The sequence below is a fragment of the Novacetimonas hansenii JCM 7643 genome, from assembly GCF_000964405.1.
Classification (GTDB): domain Bacteria; phylum Pseudomonadota; class Alphaproteobacteria; order Acetobacterales; family Acetobacteraceae; genus Novacetimonas; species Novacetimonas hansenii.
In genome coordinates this window covers 1-17,146 of sequence record NZ_BANE01000061.1, presented here as the reverse complement: position 1 = coordinate 17,146, position 17,146 = coordinate 1, and the positions used below count along the sequence as shown (strand labels likewise).

Below are 17,146 nucleotides of genomic sequence, written 5' to 3'. Positions count from 1 at the left end.
GCCCTGTTATATGCCGTGGGACGCGGATGCCATGCAATCATGCGTATCCGGATTTGAAATATGCACGAAAGGGAAGACGCGCGACGCGGAATTGGCTAGGAAAGGGTCCCACATTCCCCTATCGCGCATTTTGTTAAGGAAATCCAACCCTATGGTCCCGCGTTATACCCGGCCGGTGATGGCCGCCATCTGGTCCCCGGAAAACCGGTACCGCATCTGGTTCGAGATTGAGGCCCTCGCCTGCGAGGCGATGGCCGAATACGGCGCCATCCCCAAGGAATCCGCACGCACCATCCGTGAAAAGGGCGACGCCGCCATGGCGGCGTTCACGCAGGCCGACCTGGACCAGATTGACGAAATCGAAGCCGTGACACGCCATGATGTCATCGCCTTCCTGACATGGCTTGCCCAGAAGGTCGGCCCCGACAGCCGCTTCGTCCATCTGGGCATGACATCATCCGACGTACTTGATACCTGCCTGTCGGTGCAGATGGTGCAGGCGACCGACCTGCTGCTTGAGGATCTGGACAAGCTGCTCGCCGCGCTGAAACAGCGCGCATTCGAGCACAAACATACGCTGACGATCGGACGCAGCCACGCCATCCATGCCGAACCGACCTCGTTCGGGCTGAAACTTGCGGGACATTATGCGGAATTCGCGCGTAACCGCGAACGCCTTGTCCGTGCACGCGCGGAAATTGCCGTATGCGCGATTTCCGGGGCGGTGGGCACCTATGCCCATATCGACCCGCGCGTGGAGGAATATGTCGCACGCAAGCTGGGCCTCGAACCCGAAGGCGTTTCCACGCAGGTCATCCCGCGTGACCGTCATGCGGCCTATTTCTGCGCGCTGGCGGTCATCGCCAGTGGAATCGAACGCCTTGCGGTTGAAGTACGCCACCTGCAACGCTCCGAAGTGCGTGAGGCGGAGGAGTTCTTCCATCCGGGGCAGAAGGGATCGTCCGCGATGCCGCACAAGCGCAACCCGGTCCTGTCGGAAAACCTGACCGGGCTTGCGCGTCTGGTGCGTTCACATGTCATCCCGGCGCTGGAAAATGTGGCGCTGTGGCATGAACGCGACATCAGCCATTCGTCGGTGGAACGCAACATCTGCCCCGATGGCACGATCGGCCTTGACTTCGCGCTGATGCGCCTTGCCGGCATGATGGAAAAGCTGGTCATCTATCCCGATCGCATGCAGGCCAATATCGAAAGCCTGGGTGGCGTTGTCCATTCGGGTGAAGTGCTGTTGGCGCTTGCACGCGCAGGCATCCTGCGTGAAGATGCCTATCGCATCGTGCAGCGCAACGCGATGGAAACATGGACCAAACTGGGACAGCCCGACGGCAGGACGTTCCGCGAAAACCTCGACGCCGACCCAGAGGTTGCGGGACGCGTGCCTGCCGAAGTGCTGGATGCGGCGATGGACAGCACGGCGCATCTGCGGCAATTGGACCATACCTACAACCGCGTATTTGGTGAAACCGGCCCCCGGTCCGCATAAGGGGACAGTCGGCAGACCTGCCTGTCCGGTACCGGCGCGCGCCAAACCGGACAGGCCCAGACATACAGGATCAATGGCGTGTGTACTGTCGTTATCTCCCACCAGCCGGATGAGGCATGGCCGCTGCTGCTGGCGGCCAACCGCGACGAACGCCTCGACCGTCCGTGGGAAGCACCTTCGCGCCACTGGGGCGATCATCCCACCGTCGTGGGGGGGCGCGACTGCGTGGCTGGTGGGTCATGGCTGACCATGAACGACGCAGGCGTCATCGGGGCGATCATGAACCGTGTCGGCAGCCTTGGCCCCGCGCCGGGCAAACGTTCACGCGGGGAATTGCCGCTTATGGTGGGGGATCATGGCTGTGCGCGCGACGCCGTGGCGCGGATCGCGGCCCTTGATGCCGGGGAATGGCGGTCATTCAACATGATCGTGGGTGATGGCACCGATGCCTTTTTCATCCGTGGCCCCGGCTATGGCACACCACAGGTTATCGCGCTCGACGTGGGAACGCACATGATCGCGACCACGGACCCAGATGATATGTCCATGCCACGGATCGCACGCCACCTGCCGCGTTTCCGTGCCGCGCCACGCCCCGTGCCCCCCGCGTGGGAAAGCTGGACCGTGCTGCTGGCCGATCGCTCGCTTCCCGCTGGCAGCGAACTCAACATCCCCCCACGTTCGGGCTTTGGCACGTGCAGTTCCTCCGCACTCGGCATCTCGCGCGATCCTGCCGCCCCGAACGGACGGTCGTGGTTTTTCGCGGCTGGCGCACCAGACCGCGTGGGATATGCCCCGGTGGACCTGAACACCGCTCGCCCCGGCATCAATGCAGGCGCAGGTTCCGGCACGGCGGCGACATAGAAACGTTATGGTATCTTCGACGCGCAATCGCTGCTATTGCATGCGCACATTCTGGGTCCTGTTGCGGACCCGCAGGGGAGGATGCCTGCGGCATGCTTCCCACAGCCGTATGTGAAGGACGAGTATGGGCCGCCGCCGCCAGCTTTATGAAGGAAAAGCAAAGATCCTTTTCGAGGGTCCGGAACCGGGAACCCTGGTTCAGTATTTCAAGGACGATGCCAGTGCGGGCAATGGCGCCAAGAAGGGCGTCATTACCGGCAAGGGCGTCCTGAACAACCGGATCAGCGAGCACCTGATGCTGCGCCTGCATGAAATCGGGATTCCCACCCATTTCATCCGGCGGCTGAACATGCGTGAACAACTGATCCGCGAGGTGGAGATCATCCCGCTTGAGGTCGTGATCCGCAATGTCGCCGCAGGCAGCCTCAGCAAGCGCCTCGGCATCAAGGAAGGCACCCGCCTGCCGCATCCGATCGTCGAATTCTACTACAAGAATGACAGCCTCAATGACCCGATGGTCAGCGAGGAACACATCACCGCCTTTGGCTGGGCATGTGCGCATGACCTGGAGGATATCGTTTCGCTGAGCATGCGAATCAACGATTTCCTGTGCGGCCTGTTTGTGGGGATCGGCATCACGCTGGTGGACTTCAAGCTGGAGTTCGGTCGCCTGTGGGAAAACGACAACATGCGCATCGTGCTGGCGGACGAAATCTCGCCCGATAACTGCCGCCTGTGGGACAGCAAGACCAGCCAGAAGCTCGACAAGGACCGTTTCCGCCAGGACATGGGCAAGGTCGAGGAAGCATATCAGGAAGTGGCCATGCGCCTTGGCATTCTGCCGGAGGCGACGAATTCCGACATGAAGGGACCGGAGGTAATGCAATGAAAGTACGCGTGACGGTCATGCTCAAGGATGGCGTGCTCGATCCCCAGGGCAAGGCAGTGGAACATGCGCTGCATGTGCTGGATTTCAAGAATGTCGGCGACGTACGCATCGGCCGTGTGATCGACCTTGAACTTGCAGAAAGCGACCCGGCCCGCGCCATCGTGCAGGCCAACGAAATGGCCCGCGCGCTGCTTGCCAACCTCGTGATCGAGGATTTCGCAGCGGAGGTCGTTGAAGAATGAAGACGGCAACGGGCATTTTCCTCGCGGCCTGCGCGTTTGGCGCGGGCCTGCTGCCGCTGTCTGCTGCGCATGCGCAGCGGGTTTCGCGCATGCCTGCGTCGCAGCTTGGCACATTATGTACGCGTGCATCGGGCACGGGTCTGTGTGACTCCTACATTTCTGGCGTGGCGGACGCGGCAGCCCTTGCGCATCTGTTTGAACGCAACGCGGAAAAAGACCAGCATGACGTGGCCGCGTTCTGCATTGCACCTGCGACCAGCCTGTCGGACATGCGTGGCAAGGTCGTGGACTGGATGAAGGCGCATCACGACCAGTTATCCCGTCCGGCGGGGGAGGCGGTCTTTACGGCGCTTCATGAATCCTATCCCTGTGGCGACCACAAATGAAGGCGGGTATTGTTGTTTTTCCCGGCACCAACCGGGAACGTGACATGGCGATCGCGCTGCGCAGCGTGACCGGTGTCGCCCCCCGCATGATCTGGCATCGTGAAACGGACCTGCCGGACCTTGACCTCGTGGTATTGCCTGGCGGCTTCAGCTATGGCGATTACCTGCGCTGTGGGGCGATGGCGGCCCATGCCCCGATCATGCCCGCCATCCGCCGCTTTGCGCAGGCGGGGGGGCATATCCTTGGCGTCTGCAACGGTTTCCAGATCCTGACCGAAGCGCAACTGCTGCCGGGCGCGCTGCTGCGCAACGCCTCGCTGCGGTTCCTGTCACAGGACTGCTTCTTGCGTGTCGAACGCAACGATACGCCGTTTACACGTCACTGGGAACGCCACGACGTCTTCCGCACCCCGATGGCACATGGGGATGGCAATTATATTGCCGACCATGACACGATCCGCATGCTTGAAGACACCAACCGCGTCGCCTTTCGCTATGTCGCGGCGGACGGGCGGCTTGACGCCATGGACACCACGCTCAACCCCAACGGCAGCATGGGGGCCATTGCAGGCGTCTTTAGCGAGAACCTGCGCATCTGCGGCATGATGCCGCACCCGGAGGACCTGGTTGATCCCCTGATGGGCGGAGAAGACGGAAAGCCCCTGTTTACGGGCCTGGTGGAGGCGCTGGTCGGATGAGCACAGCAGGACAGAAGCCCGTCAACGCGGCGCTGGCTAAGGAATTTGGCCTGACGGCTGATGAATATGGCAATGTGCTGTCCATCATGGGACGCACGCCGAGCCTGACCGAACTTGGCATTTTTTCCGTCATGTGGTCGGAACACTGCTCTTACAAATCATCGCGCGCGTTTCTCAAGACGCTGCCGACCAAGGCGCCATGGGTTATCCACGGGCCGGGTGAAAATGCGGGCGTCGTTGATATCGGACAGGGGCTGGCGGCCATCTTCAAGATGGAAAGCCACAATCACCCATCCTTCATCGAACCGTATCAGGGGGCGGCGACAGGTGTTGGTGGCATCCTGCGTGACGTGTTCACCATGGGCGCGCGACCGGTCGCGAACCTGAACGCCCTGCGCTTTGGCGATCCTGACAACCCGCAGACGCGACGCATCGTCGATGGTGTGGTGCGTGGCGTTGGCGGATATGGCAACTGCGTCGGTGTTCCCACGGTTGGGGGGGAAATCAACTTCCACCCCGCCTATGATGGCAATCCGCTGGTCAATGCGATGACGGTGGGCGTGGCACGACAGGACCGCATCTTCCTCTCGGCGGCGGCGGGCGTAGGCAATCCCGTCATCTATGTCGGGTCCAAGACCGGGCGTGATGGCATCCACGGGGCCACGATGTCCTCGTCCGAGTTTGACGAAGACGCACTGGCCAAACGTCCCACGGTACAGGTGGGTGACCCGTTTGTTGAAAAGCTCCTGATCGAAGCCTGCCTTGAACTGATGGCGACCGATGCGATCGTGGCCATCCAGGACATGGGGGCTGCGGGCCTGACATCGTCCGCCGTGGAAATGGCGGGCAAGGGCGGGGTGGGGATCGAACTCGACCTCGATCAGGTGCCACAGCGCGAACGCGGCATGACAGCCTATGAAATGATGCTGTCGGAAAGTCAGGAGCGGATGCTGATTGTCATCCGTCCTGACCGCACGGAACAGGCACGCGCCATTTTCGATAAATGGGAACTTGATTTCGCGGTTATCGGTCATCTGACGGACACGGGACGCATCGTCCTGCGCCATCAGGGCCGGACAGAGGCGGACATCCCGCTTGCGCCGCTGGCGGATCAGGCCCCGATCTATCACCGTCCCACCGCACCGGCCCTGCCACCCGTGCCACTGGGGACGATCAGCGACCCGGTCGGCATCGAACAGGCGCTGCTGCGCCTGATCCGCTGTCCCGACCTGGCCTCGCGCGAATGGGTCTGGAACCAGTATGACAGCACGGTGGGCGGACAGACTGTCCGGCGTCCGGGTGCGGCCGATGCCGCCATCATACAGGTTGAGGATACGACCATCGGCCTTGCGATGACGACGGACTGCACACCGCGTTACTGCCGTGCCAACGCCCGCACCGGCGGCGCACAGGCGGTGGCCGAAGCATGGCGTAATCTGACCGCAACGGGTGCGCGCCCACTGGCGGTGACGGATAACCTCAATTTCGGCTCCCCCGAGAAGCCCGAGGTCATGGGGCAGTTCGTCGATGCCATCGCGGGGATGGGCGATGCCTGTCGCGCACTCGACTTCCCCGTCGTCAGTGGCAATGTCTCGCTTTACAACGAAACGCGCGGGCCGGATGGGGAGTCCGTTTCCATCCTTCCCACGCCCGCCATCGGTGGGCTTGGCGTATTGGATGATGTCACGAAAGCAATCGGGTTGGGCATGCCCGACGGATGTGACGTGATCGTGATCGGCGAAACACGCGGTGAACTGGGCCAGTCCCTATGGTTGCGTGAAATCCATGGCAGCCAGGATGGCGAACCACCTGCGGTCGATCTTCAGGCCGAACGCCGCAATGGCGACTTCGTGCGGGGGGCGATCCTGGATGGCACCATCATCGCATGCCATGACGTAGCGGATGGCGGACTGCTGGTCAGTGTGGCGGAAATGGTCATGGCGGGCACGGCGGGATGCACCCTGCTGGCACCGCAGGCCGGCATCCGCCCGGAAGCCTACTGGTTCGGTGAAGACCAGGCGCGCTACATCATCGCTGTTCGCGATGCAAAGGCGTTCATGGACCGGGCCGCGCAGGCCTCCATCCCGTGTCGCGTACTGGGTCAAAGTGGCGGGGACGGTTTGACATTGCCCAATGGCGCCACAATATCAAAGGCACGTCTTGTCGCGGTGAATTCGGAATTTTTCCCGCGACTTATGGATCGCTGAGCAGCAAGGACAGGCAGGAGAACAGCCGATGGCCATGACGGCCCAGGAAATCGAAACCTACATCCGTGGCGCTCTGCCGGATGCGCAGATCCACATTGACGACCTTGCGGGGGACGGCGACCATTATGCCTGCAAGGTGGTCAGCAATGCGTTTCGTGGCCTGTCCCGCGTAAAACAGCACCAGTTGGTTTACAACGCGTTGCAAGGACATATGGGGGGCAAGCTGCATGCGCTCGCCCTTCAGACAAGCACACCGGACTGATCCCCCGCATCAGGGACGGATAACCGGTTATCAGAACGAGGAGTCCAGTATTATGGCCGAAACCATCACCCAGCAGATCCAGGCGCAGATCGACGCCAATCCGGTCATGCTGTACATGAAGGGCGATGCAACCTTCCCGCAGTGCGGTTTTTCCGCACGCGTTGTGCAGATCCTCAAGCATCTGGGCGTACCGTTCAAGACCGCCAATGTCCTCGAAGATCCGGCCCTGCGTCAGGGTATCAAGGATTTTTCGAACTGGCCCACGGTGCCACAGCTTTACGTCAAGGGCGAGTTCATCGGTGGATGTGACATCGTGACCGAGATGTACCAGTCCGGTGAACTGGAAAAGCTCCTGACTGAAAAAGGTATCGTCCCGGCTTCTGCCTGAACGGACCGGAACAGCCACTGACAGAAAAAGCGGATGGGCAGCACAGGCGCCCGTCCGCTTTTTTTTGTTTCATATGATACTGAGCCTTGCCTTGTTTACCCGATTTTGCGTAGCTTCGCTGCAATGACTGAATTGGAGTGTTAGATGCGCCACACGTGCTTGCGAATCACGACCCTGTCGGTGGTTTGCGCGGGTTTCATCCACAGCGTCACGCCACAGGCGCAGGCACGTAGCCATGCCATGACTGATATGGAAGCAGACCGCCTGACACTCAGCGCGCTGACTGCACCGCCCCCGCCGGTCCGTCACGTGACCTATCGCCATGCGGTGGGCACACATCATGCCCTGGTCACGTCTGCCCACCATGTGACATCGTCGCACGTGCGCCATTCACTGGTTCATGAAGTGTCTTATCATCCACACGGTACGGCTGCCGTCCGGCATGCGACACATGCGAACATCCATCACCGGACCTGAATGCGTCCTGCCATCCAGCCTGTAGGTCACTCCATCCTGAATGCGTCCTCGATGCGGTGCATGTGACCATCGGGCAGGACAACAACCACGTCGAAGCGCATCCCGTCATATACCCACCCTGCGTTGAGCATGCACAGGCCCTGCGCAGCGTTCATCAGGCGTTGCATGGTGCGGGGACTGATCGCATCGCCTGCCTGCATGATTGACGCGCGCGCCTTTACTTCCGTAAAGACCAGCAGCCCATCACGAATGGCGACAATATCAATTTCGCCCCAGGCCGTACGCGCACGATGCGCCAGAATGGTCCATCCCTCCGCCCGCAGATGGTCCATGACTTTCCGTTCTGCCTCAAGCCCCCTGTGATGGGAACGCCGTCCGACGGCACGCCTGCGCCATCCGGGCGACGAAGGGGGGACTGGCGATGTCACGACTCTCATCCTCATTTTCTGTAATCGGGGATAGCCCCAATATCGCATCCCAATATTACTGTACCCTGCGGGCACCGGATATGGCGGCCCATGTCGAATTTTCATGCTTTCATGGCGCGTACGGAATAATGACGGCATCATGATCTATACCTACGTCACATTCCTTGTCCCGATTGTGCTGGCCTTACGCCTGTGCATCATGGCGATCGTCATCGTCCATGTGCTGCTGACGAAACGTGACGTAGGGGCCTCCATCGGATGGATCGGCGTTACGGTCCTGATGCCACTGACCGGTGGTATCCTGTATCTGATGTTTGGCATCAACCGCGTGCGCCGCCGTGCCAAGCGTCTGGTTGGGCTGCATCCATGGTACAGCCGCACCATGACCTCACGCTGGCGCAGGGGCGAGGAGGGACGCTTCGCCCCGCTGGCGGACATGGTAACAAAGCTGACGCAACGCCCGTTGCTGGCGGGGAACCTTGTCATCCCCCTGCATGATGGGGACAGCGCATATCCGCAGATGCTGGCCGCAATCGAGGGCGCACGCAGCACGGTGCTGCTATGCTCCTATATTTTTCGACCTGACGAGATCGGACAGAAATTCTGCGATGCCCTGATTGCTGCACACCGACGTGGCGCACAGGTACGGGTTCTGGTGGATGGCGTGGGCAGCGGATACTTCCATTGCGCAATCGCAGACAGGCTGCACAGGGCAGGGGTGCCGGTGGGCCGGTTCATGCATTCGCTGCTGCCATGGCGTATGCCGTTCATCAACATGCGCGATCACAAGAAGATCCTGGTTGTCGATGGCCGCACCGGTTTCATGGGGGGGCTGAACATCGGGGAAGAAAATCTGACGGCACGGCATCCCGCCCATCCCGTATCCGACACGCATTTCCGTATTTCGGGACCAGTCATCCATCAATTGAGCGAAGCCTTCGCGCGCGACTGGACCTTTACAACAGGGGAGGCCCTGGTGGCTGACCTGTTTTTCCCCGAACAGCAGGCCCATGGTGACAGCCTGACCCGCATCGTGACGGCAGGACCTGATTCCGACCTGGAGAAGATTGAATATACCATGCTGCAGGCCATTTCGATAGCCCGGCATTCAGTACGCCTCATGACCCCGTATTTCCTGCCTGATGAAAGGTTCCTAACGGAACTGGCCCTTGCGGCATTGCGTGGGATCGAGGTGGATATCATTGTCCCACGTCACAGCAACCATGTCGTGATCGACTGGGCACGTGCGGCAAACCTGCCACGTTTCCTTGATTCTGGCTGTCGGGTATGGCAGGCGCGGCCACCGTTCAACCATTCCAAGCTTCTGGTGGTTGACCGACACTGGTCGTTCGTAGGCAGTTCCAACATTGATGTACGCAGCCTGCGGCTGAATTTCGAAATCAATCTGGAAGTTTATGATGATGCGCTGGCAACCACGATTGACGATTTCATCATCCGTCACCGCCATGAACGCCTGACCCATCATGACCTTGACCGGCGTTCGCTACCGACAAAGCTGCGTGATGCCTCAGCCCGATTGCTGCTGCCTTATTTGTGAGGCAGCAGTTCAAGCCTTACGGCAATCGGCCGATGATCCGATGCGTAATTGTCGATCACGCGCTGCTCCACACAGGCAAGGCCGCGTATCAGGCATCGGTCAAGCCGGATCGGCAGGACGTCCGCCATGCGATGGGTTGGGGCACGTGGTCCGACATCACGGAAATGCCGGATCAATGTAGGGCCGACAAGATTGAAATCCCCAAGGATGGCCGCACGATACGGCAAAAGCTGTGACATGCGCCGCAATTGCCGACGGTTCAGTAATTGCCCATGCGACAGATGCACATTGGCGATGGCGAAGGGGCCACATTCGATAATCTGCGCCACACGCCGGATCAGCGTGCCAGAGGGCAGGGTACAGGTCATGGGGGGACGACGATAGGGCCAGGGGCTCCAGCATGCGACACCATGAATGCGCCCCGGCAGTGGAGAGCGTGCATAATGGCCACCGATCAAGGTTGGCAGGGCATCGATATCAACTGTCGCCTCCTGCATCAGGAGCAGGTCGGGCTTTTCCTGATGGATCAGGTGGACGATATCGCGCACCGTTGCGCCGATCTGGCGCAACAGGTTCCAACTGACGACCCGGATACTGTTTTCGGAATGGAAAGGTGGCTGGTATCCCGGCAGGGGACCTTTCCCCGGTTCGGCCACGATGGCGGGCAACCGCAGATACGGACGCGCAAGATTCATGGTTCGACAAATGGCTCCCTGACCTCGGGCGCCAGACGCGCGCCCGGATCGCCTGCGGCGAATTCCGCCGTCAGGGTATATCCCACACCAATAAGCACCGGGCCGAGGAAAATGCCAAGGCCGCCAAATGTCCAGATGCCCCCCAGAACACCCAGAACCGTCAACAGGTAGGGAAGTTGTGCCCCCCGGGCAATGAACATCGGTCGCATGATGTGATCGGCCCCCGACACGATGATGGTCCCGTAAAGCAGCAGGAACACGCCCCATCCGGGATGATGGGCGACAAACAGGAAAAACGCCGCAGGTATCCAGATCAGGGGGGCACCGATGGGCAGGACGGAAATAAAGGCGGTAATCCCGCCCCACAGCACGGGGTTGGCAATACCCGCGATGGCGAACCCGATACCTGTCAGCACGCCTTGCAACAAAGCCGTCCCGATGATGCCATACACGGTGCCCCGGATCGTGCGCCCGATGATCCCCAGGATACGGTCCGCGTACCCCCCGGCGATACGCCGCACGACGGAGACGAACGTAGCGCCCAGTGCCTCCCCGCCCAACCAGAAGAAAAACGCCATGAACAGCGCCATGCCCAGATGCGCCAGCCCGCTGGCCAGTTGCATGATCCCACCAAGGGCCCACTGCACCAGACGACCACTATAGGGACGTATCATCTGGTCGATATTACCCACATCCACCCGCCACTTTTCCCACGTTTCGTTCATCTGGGGACCAAGGTGGGGAATATGCTGCAACCACACAGGCAGCGACGGCAGATGGATGACGGTCGTGATGCTGTCGATCGCATCGGGCAGGGTCTGGGGCAGTTCGACAATGCCGCTGGATACCACCAGCGTCAGGGGAACAACCATCACCACGGCGGACATGACCGTCATGCCCAGCGCGGCGATAAGGGGATTAGTATGCCGCCGCAGCCGCACATAGATCGGCCATGTGGAAAATGTCAGGATCGCCGCCCACAGCAGGGCCGACATGAAAGGGTAGAGAATGAGTATGCAGCCAAAGGCGATCCCCCCCAGCATGAGCCCCATCATTATGCGTTCGACCATAACCGTCGCGATCCGTCCCGTGGCAATCCGTGCGAAGGCGTGATCCCGCTTTCGTCATGGCATAATATGCTGCACCTTATCGCAAAGCGCACAAACACCAAAGATTGGCCACAGACATGCATCCACTGATTTCCGCCGAAGACCTTGCCCACATCCTGTCGCATGACGATGTTGTCATCCTGGACGCGACGCAGGCCCTGCCGGGACAGCAATTCGATCCCCAGGCCTGTTTCCTGTCGGGACACATTCCCGGCGCGCGCCAGTTCGACATCGACATGTTTTCGGACCCGGATTCCCCATTGCCGCATACAGTGCCGGGGCAGGCCCGCTTTACGCGCCTTGCCCGCGCACTGAGCCTGCATGATGGGACGCGGATCATTTTTTATGACCAAAAGGGTGTGGCCTGCGCCGCACGCGGCTGGTGGCTGATGGGGCTGTTTGGCCACGACCGCACGCAGGTGCTCGACGGGGGGCTGCCGGCCTGGCAGGGCGCCGGACTAAAGCTGGAAACAGGGCCAAGCACGGCCCCCATGGACACTCCCCCCCCATTCATCGCCCGCCCGCGCATGCGACGGCTGAAGGGACTGGGGGATATGCTCGACCTTACCCATGCGGCCGGGTCCTGCGTTATCCTTGATGCCCGGGCGCACGGACGCTTTACCGGCGAACTGCCCGAACCGCGGCAGGGCATGCCTTCGGGTCATATGCCTGGTGCCGCCAGCGTGCCGTATACCACCTTACTGGCATCAGATGGACATATGCTTCCCCCCCATGAGCTGCGCCAGATCTTCGCCGCCGCAGGCATGCATCCAGACAAGGAGGCCGTATGCACATGCGGCAGTGGCATGACCGCATGTGTGCTGGCACTCGGGCTGATGGCATCGGGATTAGGGCAACATGCCGTGTACGACGGGTCATGGGCGGAATGGGCCTCCACCCCCGGCACCCCGATCGTCACAGGGGACGCATAAGGGGGCGTTTGCAAAACGCCATCCCGACGACCTGCCGAAATCATCGGATTTTCTGGATGCCTCCTTTGGGACAAAAGCGACATCTAGAAACTTTTATTTTTTTATCAACGGACTATTTTTAAAAATCCTGAAAACGTGGCTGGGGAAAGATTTAAATGGATCATGAAAACCTGCGTCACGCAGTCTCTCGCGGATGGCGGGACATGGCGTCACTTGCGGTGCGGGTGGCGCGTGACGCCCCGGTGGACGGGCAGGGCGTATTCGTCAACCCGGCGGTTGCACGCGGCTCAACCGTCCTTTTCTCCTCGCTTGAAGCGATGGAGAAAGCCGGTCACAAACGCTATGGCGACGAACTGATCTATGGGGCGATGGGAACACCGCTGCAACACCGGCTGGAACATGCGATCGCCACGATCGAAGGGGCCACCCATACCCAGATCGCACCATCCGGGCTTGCGGCATGCACATTGCCCCTGCTGGCATTTCTTGACAGCGGTAGCCACTGCCTGATGTCAGATTCCGTCTATGGCCCGATGCGACGGTTTGCGGAAAAGGTGATGCGCCGCTTTGGCGTGGATATCACCTACTTCCCCCCCTGCGCCAGCGAAGAGGAACTGCAACGCCTGTGGCGGACGGAGACGAAGGCAATCTTTACCGAAAGCCCCGGCAGCCATTCGTTCGAGGTACAGGACATCCCCATGATGGCCCGCGTGGCCCATGGACATGGTGCACGCCTGATTGTGGATAATACGTGGGGGATCGGCATCTTCCAGCCCTTCCGCCATGGCGCGGACATTTCCATCCAGGCACTGACCAAATATCCCGCAGGCCATGCGGATACCATCATAGGGGCCGTATCCACCGCGAACGAAGCCGACTGGCACCTGCTGCGCGATACCGCCATCCAGACCGGACAGGTCGCGGGACCGGATGACTGTGCCCTGACGTTACGGGGAATACGCACGTTACCAGTCCGTCAGGAACGACAATCCCAATCGGCAATTGATGTCGCCCTATGGCTCCAGTCGCGGGCAGAGGTCAGCCGCGTCCTGCATCCCGCCCTGCCATCATGCCCGGGACATGAATTCTGGAAACGGGATTTTTCGGGGGCGTCATCGCTGTTTGGGGTCGTCCTGCGTCCTGATTTCACATTACCGCAGATGCAACACATGATTGATTCGCTGCAGATGTTTGGCATCGGCGCATCATGGGGCGGATATGAAAGCCTGATCCTGCCCACGACCCGGGGCATTACCCGTTCATGCGACAGCGTGACACAGGCTGGCCCGACATTTCGTATCCATATCGGGCTGGAGGATACACACGACCTGATTGCCGACCTGGCACGGGGCCTGGATGGGATGGCAAAGGGCAACACCTGATGCCTATGCCATACTGACACATATCAATGCCTTCCCACGGCTGCCTTGCCATTGTGATAACAGAAGTGGAGCACCCCCTCGGGACGAGGGCATGCGGATATTGAGGAGATGTTGAAATGGCCGGAAAGATGAAAGCAGCGGTTGTCCGCGAATTCGGAAAACCCCTGAGCATCGAGGAACTTGATATCCCCTCGATCCGTCCCAACCAGATTCTTGTGAAGGTCGATGCCTGCGGGGTATGCCACACGGATCTGCATGCCGCACGTGGCGACTGGCCCACCAAGCCCAAACCACCCTTCATCCCCGGTCATGAGGGGATCGGGCATGTTGTCGAGGTCGGTGCCGCCGTAGACTGGATCAAGACCGGCGATGTCGTCGGGGTTCCATGGCTGTATTCGGCATGCGGGCATTGCGAACATTGCCTGGGGGGATGGGAAACCCTGTGTGAAAAACAGGAGGACACGGGATATTCAGTCAATGGCTGTTTTGCTGAATATGTCGTGGCCGACCCGAATTATGTTGCGCACCTGCCCAAGGATATTGACCCGATCCGCACGGCGCCTGTCCTGTGTGCGGGCCTGACGGTGTACAAGGGCCTGAAGATGACAGATACACGCGCGGGCGAATGGGTTGCCATTTCCGGTGCGGGCGGCCTGGGGCAGATGGCCATCCAGTATGCTGTCGCCATGGGGCTGAATGTCGCGGCGGTCGATATCGACGACGGCAAGCTTGCCGAAGCCCGCAAGCTGGGCGCAAGCGTAACCGTCAATGCGCGTACTACCGATCCTGTTTCCTATATCCGGCAGAAAACCGGCGGCACGCATGGCGTTCTGGTTACGGCTGTTTCAAACACTGCCTTCACACAAGCGATAGGTTACGCACGCCGGGGCGGTACCATCGTCCTGAATGGCCTGCCCCCCGGTGAATTCCCCATCTCGATTTTTGACATGGTCATGAACGGCACAACCGTACGCGGTTCCATCGTGGGCACGCGTCTGGACATGATCGAAGCCCTGTCCTTCTTTACCGAAGGGAAGGTTTCTACCGTCGTTGCAACCGACAAGCTTGAAAATATCAACGATATCTTCGACCGACTGCAACATGGGCAGGTTGCAGGACGGATTGTTCTGGATTTTCGTAACTGACGGAATGCAACCACAAGGCGCAGCCGACGTTGAAAACAGACATCCTTCGTCATGGAAACTATGCCCATGACGACATGGGACAGGTTATCTCGGCCCCTCTCTTCACGTGGGGCAGGATGTCCGCCTGCTGTGCCTGAGTGTTTTTGGCGGATATCCATCGGACAAAATGGGTATTGGGAAATATGAGAAAAACATTACTGGTTGGATTTGGTATTATTGCCCTCATGAACGCATCGTCTTTACCGGCATGGGCTGATGACTGTGCCCAGGCGTCAGATTACGATGCCTGCGTGGCGGGAAAAAAGATAAAGCATGCGGGCCACACAGTGCATGACGAAGCAGCGGAAGATACGCAGCACGTCAAGAACTGGGGGAATAAAACCGGCAAGACGTTGGATCACTGGGGCCACGATACCGGAAACAAGATGGACCGCTGGGGTCATAAGACCGGTTCGGACATGGGCAAGTTTTTCACGGGGAAATAGCCTGCACCCCCGACCCGGCGTCCCGACCGGGTAAGAAAGGGACGTCACGACATCCAAGGACCAATAATAAGAGGCCCGGACGCCGTGGTGCCCTCATACCTTATTTATGATGGTCGCCCGCTTCATGCTCCCGCCAGCCGGTTTCCAGCGTGTGCAGGAATGACTTGAAATGCGCCTTCACATCAGAAGGGGAAGCCTTTTCAATCACTTCCTTCTTGGCCGCAGTCAGGATTGCCGCTGCATGAATCAATGCGGCATGAATGGCTTCTGACGGTTCCTTACTCATCAATCGGGTCCTTTTCCTTAGTTGGGATGCTTTACGATGAAAGGGAACATCGCTGCTGACAACTGTTATCCCCGCATACCGGCAAAACAGATCCGTCACGCCCCAGGGGGCAGCCTCCGTCCATAATTAAATCCAATAACGATTGGAAAATATCGACGATGAAATATAGCCATCTTGTATTCCCGATGTTTGCCTGCGCATTCATCCTTTCCCCTACATTCGGCCATGCTGAACCTGGCGGATGCCTCAAGGGCGCCATGGCCGGTGGGGTCGCCGGGCATTTTGTCGGTAGTGGACACGCCAAGGGTGGGGCCGCCGCAGGTTGTGCTGCAGGCATGGTGCGCCGCCATAACGCACGCAAGGCCGCAGCAGCGCAGGAGGAGCATACAGCCCAACCATCATCCCCCGATGCGGATACGGGTTCGTCTTCTTCCCCTCACGAGACGACTTCACCCCCACGATAAAAAAGAACCCGAAGATAGAAGACCGGTCATATCCGTATCGTCAAAAGGTTCCGTTTTTCTGGAACCTTTTGAGAATTATACGTTTTTTCAGCACCTGAAACGGATATCACCGGACGAATATCAAACTGTCCTGCCCTGGCTGAAAAACAGGTCACAGATATTGGCAATCAGGACAATCGTATTTTTCATGCTGGTGATTGTCCGTAAGGGCGGGGCCTGCCAGACACATCTTATGGGCACCAGAACGTAGTCTGTTCCCGTGCCAGTGATACAACGGCATACTGATTTTTCAGAGGAATATCGTTGAGAACTGCATCTACGTGCCATGCGATAGCTCGAACAAGCAAGACAAATCACCAAATTTTACTATACAAGTTTTTATGAATATTTATTTCAGATAATATTTAAATTACACTATGTGCAAAAATTAAATACACCACATATAAAATTAATTTCTTACAATCACATTGTTTTCGCACAGTCTCCTAGACCCGTTCAACTGCCTTGCACTGCGACATGACAGGAGGCAGCATAATATTTATAACCATAACCCATCCTGCCACCGCAAGCACAGGTTCAGAATAATACCTGACAGATACTGGAAAAAGAAGACTCAATACCTGCCTTTATCAACAGGATATTTTCAGATGATCGCTTGGAGACTATTTAAAAATTCAGGATCGATAAAATCCTGAAATTACAAAGGTTTTTGGTGAAGCTTTTTCCAAAAAGCTTCAGAAGACGC

20 protein-coding genes are annotated in these 17,146 nt (G+C 59.1%); 16 read left to right on the top strand and 4 right to left on the bottom strand.

Annotated features, from left to right (window positions below; genetic code table 11):
* Window positions 1-151 precede the first annotated feature (151 nt).
* The 10 genes from purB (at window position 152) to B7G66_RS04755 (ending at window position 7,917) form a co-directional block, all read left to right on the top strand.
* On the top strand, window positions 152-1,504 hold the full coding sequence (purB, locus tag B7G66_RS04800; protein ID WP_003620167.1) for an adenylosuccinate lyase: 1,353 nt from the start codon (window positions 152-154) through the stop codon (window positions 1,502-1,504).
* Between the two features lie 78 nt (window positions 1,505-1,582).
* A complete protein-coding gene (locus B7G66_RS04795; RefSeq protein WP_003620168.1) occupies window positions 1,583-2,368 on the top strand; it encodes an NRDE family protein in 786 nt (261 codons plus the stop codon).
* A gap of 124 nt (window positions 2,369-2,492) precedes the next feature.
* Window positions 2,493-3,257 carry a phosphoribosylaminoimidazolesuccinocarboxamide synthase gene (gene purC / locus B7G66_RS04790; RefSeq protein WP_003620169.1) on the top strand — a complete coding sequence of 255 codons (765 nt, stop codon included), beginning with the start codon at window positions 2,493-2,495 and terminating at the stop codon, window positions 3,255-3,257.
* Entirely contained in the window at window positions 3,254-3,499 is a 246-nt protein-coding gene (purS, locus tag B7G66_RS04785) for a phosphoribosylformylglycinamidine synthase subunit PurS (RefSeq protein ID WP_003620170.1), read from the top strand. Before purC ends, purS begins: the two co-directional genes overlap by 4 nt.
* Window positions 3,496-3,885 (top strand): Rap1a/Tai family immunity protein, encoded by a 390-nt coding sequence (locus B7G66_RS04780; protein WP_003620171.1) that lies wholly within the window; start codon window positions 3,496-3,498, stop codon window positions 3,883-3,885. The genes purS and B7G66_RS04780 overlap by 4 nt, the downstream gene beginning before the upstream one ends.
* A complete protein-coding gene (gene purQ / locus B7G66_RS04775; RefSeq protein WP_003620173.1) occupies window positions 3,882-4,583 on the top strand; it encodes a phosphoribosylformylglycinamidine synthase subunit PurQ in 702 nt (233 codons plus the stop codon). The genes B7G66_RS04780 and purQ overlap by 4 nt, the downstream gene beginning before the upstream one ends.
* On the top strand, window positions 4,580-6,790 hold the full coding sequence (purL, locus tag B7G66_RS04770; protein ID WP_003620175.1) for a phosphoribosylformylglycinamidine synthase subunit PurL: 2,211 nt from the start codon (window positions 4,580-4,582) through the stop codon (window positions 6,788-6,790). The genes purQ and purL overlap by 4 nt, the downstream gene beginning before the upstream one ends.
* A 28-nt stretch (window positions 6,791-6,818) precedes the next feature.
* Window positions 6,819-7,052, top strand: a complete 234-nt coding sequence (locus tag B7G66_RS04765; RefSeq protein ID WP_003620177.1) for a BolA family protein — start codon at window positions 6,819-6,821, stop codon at window positions 7,050-7,052.
* A 52-nt stretch (window positions 7,053-7,104) separates the two neighbouring features.
* On the top strand, window positions 7,105-7,440 hold the full coding sequence (grxD, locus tag B7G66_RS04760) for a Grx4 family monothiol glutaredoxin (protein WP_003620180.1): 336 nt from the start codon (window positions 7,105-7,107) through the stop codon (window positions 7,438-7,440).
* A 144-nt stretch (window positions 7,441-7,584) separates the two neighbouring features.
* Complete coding sequence (locus B7G66_RS04755; RefSeq protein WP_003620182.1) at window positions 7,585-7,917, top strand: hypothetical protein; 333 nt, start codon at window positions 7,585-7,587, stop codon at window positions 7,915-7,917.
* Between the two features lie 26 nt (window positions 7,918-7,943).
* Here B7G66_RS04755 and B7G66_RS04750 read toward each other — a convergent pair whose 3' ends face one another.
* Complete coding sequence (locus B7G66_RS04750) at window positions 7,944-8,345, bottom strand: YraN family protein (protein WP_231106286.1); 402 nt, start codon at window positions 8,343-8,345, stop codon at window positions 7,944-7,946.
* Window positions 8,346-8,484: 139 nt separating this feature from the next.
* Between B7G66_RS04750 and cls the strand changes: the two genes are divergently transcribed.
* Window positions 8,485-9,903 (top strand): cardiolipin synthase, encoded by a 1,419-nt coding sequence (cls, locus tag B7G66_RS04745; RefSeq protein ID WP_040511974.1) that lies wholly within the window; start codon window positions 8,485-8,487, stop codon window positions 9,901-9,903.
* Here cls and B7G66_RS04740 read toward each other — a convergent pair.
* The gene (locus B7G66_RS04740; protein ID WP_003620187.1) at window positions 9,894-10,598 is read right to left on the bottom strand and encodes an endonuclease/exonuclease/phosphatase family protein; all 705 of its coding nucleotides are present in this window, start codon (window positions 10,596-10,598) and stop codon (window positions 9,894-9,896) included. The two genes, cls and B7G66_RS04740, sit on opposite strands and share 10 nt — an antisense overlap.
* A complete protein-coding gene (locus B7G66_RS04735) occupies window positions 10,595-11,668 on the bottom strand; it encodes an AI-2E family transporter (RefSeq protein ID WP_003620188.1) in 1,074 nt (357 codons plus the stop codon). Before B7G66_RS04735 ends, B7G66_RS04740 begins: the two co-directional genes overlap by 4 nt.
* Before the next feature lie 116 nt (window positions 11,669-11,784).
* Between B7G66_RS04735 and B7G66_RS04730 the strand changes: the two genes are divergently transcribed.
* The 4 genes from B7G66_RS04730 to B7G66_RS04715 all read left to right on the top strand — a co-directional run bounded on the left by B7G66_RS04730 (window position 11,785) and on the right by B7G66_RS04715 (window position 15,651).
* Window positions 11,785-12,639, top strand: coding sequence for a sulfurtransferase (locus B7G66_RS04730; RefSeq protein WP_003620189.1), 855 nt, complete (start codon window positions 11,785-11,787; stop codon window positions 12,637-12,639).
* A 155-nt stretch (window positions 12,640-12,794) separates the two neighbouring features.
* Window positions 12,795-14,021, top strand: a complete 1,227-nt coding sequence (metC, locus tag B7G66_RS04725; RefSeq protein WP_003620190.1) for a cystathionine beta-lyase — start codon at window positions 12,795-12,797, stop codon at window positions 14,019-14,021.
* 116 nt (window positions 14,022-14,137) lie between these two features.
* Window positions 14,138-15,166, top strand: a complete 1,029-nt coding sequence (gene adhP, locus B7G66_RS04720; protein WP_003620191.1) for an alcohol dehydrogenase AdhP — start codon at window positions 14,138-14,140, stop codon at window positions 15,164-15,166.
* Window positions 15,167-15,309: 143 nt separating this feature from the next.
* A complete protein-coding gene (locus tag B7G66_RS04715) occupies window positions 15,310-15,651 on the top strand; it encodes a hypothetical protein (RefSeq protein ID WP_139312480.1) in 342 nt (113 codons plus the stop codon).
* Window positions 15,652-15,751: 100 nt separating this feature from the next.
* Here B7G66_RS04715 and B7G66_RS04710 read toward each other — a convergent pair whose 3' ends face one another.
* Window positions 15,752-16,036 (bottom strand): hypothetical protein, encoded by a 285-nt coding sequence (locus tag B7G66_RS04710; RefSeq protein ID WP_231105632.1) that lies wholly within the window; start codon window positions 16,034-16,036, stop codon window positions 15,752-15,754.
* A gap of 59 nt (window positions 16,037-16,095) precedes the next feature.
* Here B7G66_RS04710 and B7G66_RS04705 point away from each other — a divergent pair, with 59 nt between their 5' ends.
* Entirely contained in the window at window positions 16,096-16,401 is a 306-nt protein-coding gene (locus B7G66_RS04705; protein ID WP_141312766.1) for a hypothetical protein, read from the top strand.
* Window positions 16,402-17,146: the final 745 nt, after the last annotated feature.

What these genes read in the sequence shown, in the direction of transcription:
- B7G66_RS04730 (WP_003620189.1), top strand. Translation starts at nt 11,785, where the DNA reads ATGCATCCACTGATTTCCGCCGAAGACCTTGCCCACATCCTGTCGCAT.
- purC (WP_003620169.1), top strand. Translation starts at nt 2,493, where the DNA reads ATGGGCCGCCGCCGCCAGCTTTATGAAGGAAAAGCAAAGATCCTTTTC.
- grxD (WP_003620180.1), top strand. Translation starts at nt 7,105, where the DNA reads ATGGCCGAAACCATCACCCAGCAGATCCAGGCGCAGATCGACGCCAAT.
- cls (WP_040511974.1), top strand. Translation starts at nt 8,485, where the DNA reads ATGATCTATACCTACGTCACATTCCTTGTCCCGATTGTGCTGGCCTTA.
- metC (WP_003620190.1), top strand. Translation starts at nt 12,795, where the DNA reads ATGGATCATGAAAACCTGCGTCACGCAGTCTCTCGCGGATGGCGGGAC.
- B7G66_RS04755 (WP_003620182.1), top strand. Translation starts at nt 7,585, where the DNA reads ATGCGCCACACGTGCTTGCGAATCACGACCCTGTCGGTGGTTTGCGCG.
- purS (WP_003620170.1), top strand. Translation starts at nt 3,254, where the DNA reads ATGAAAGTACGCGTGACGGTCATGCTCAAGGATGGCGTGCTCGATCCC.
- purB (WP_003620167.1), top strand. Translation starts at nt 152, where the DNA reads ATGGTCCCGCGTTATACCCGGCCGGTGATGGCCGCCATCTGGTCCCCG.
- adhP (WP_003620191.1), top strand. Translation starts at nt 14,138, where the DNA reads ATGGCCGGAAAGATGAAAGCAGCGGTTGTCCGCGAATTCGGAAAACCC.
- purL (WP_003620175.1), top strand. Translation starts at nt 4,580, where the DNA reads ATGAGCACAGCAGGACAGAAGCCCGTCAACGCGGCGCTGGCTAAGGAA.
- purQ (WP_003620173.1), top strand. Translation starts at nt 3,882, where the DNA reads ATGAAGGCGGGTATTGTTGTTTTTCCCGGCACCAACCGGGAACGTGAC.
- B7G66_RS04765 (WP_003620177.1), top strand. Translation starts at nt 6,819, where the DNA reads ATGGCCATGACGGCCCAGGAAATCGAAACCTACATCCGTGGCGCTCTG.
- B7G66_RS04780 (WP_003620171.1), top strand. Translation starts at nt 3,496, where the DNA reads ATGAAGACGGCAACGGGCATTTTCCTCGCGGCCTGCGCGTTTGGCGCG.
- B7G66_RS04740 (WP_003620187.1), bottom strand. Translation starts at nt 10,598, where the DNA reads ATGAATCTTGCGCGTCCGTATCTGCGGTTGCCCGCCATCGTGGCCGAA.
- B7G66_RS04735 (WP_003620188.1), bottom strand. Translation starts at nt 11,668, where the DNA reads ATGGTCGAACGCATAATGATGGGGCTCATGCTGGGGGGGATCGCCTTT.
- B7G66_RS04705 (WP_141312766.1), top strand. Translation starts at nt 16,096, where the DNA reads ATGAAATATAGCCATCTTGTATTCCCGATGTTTGCCTGCGCATTCATC.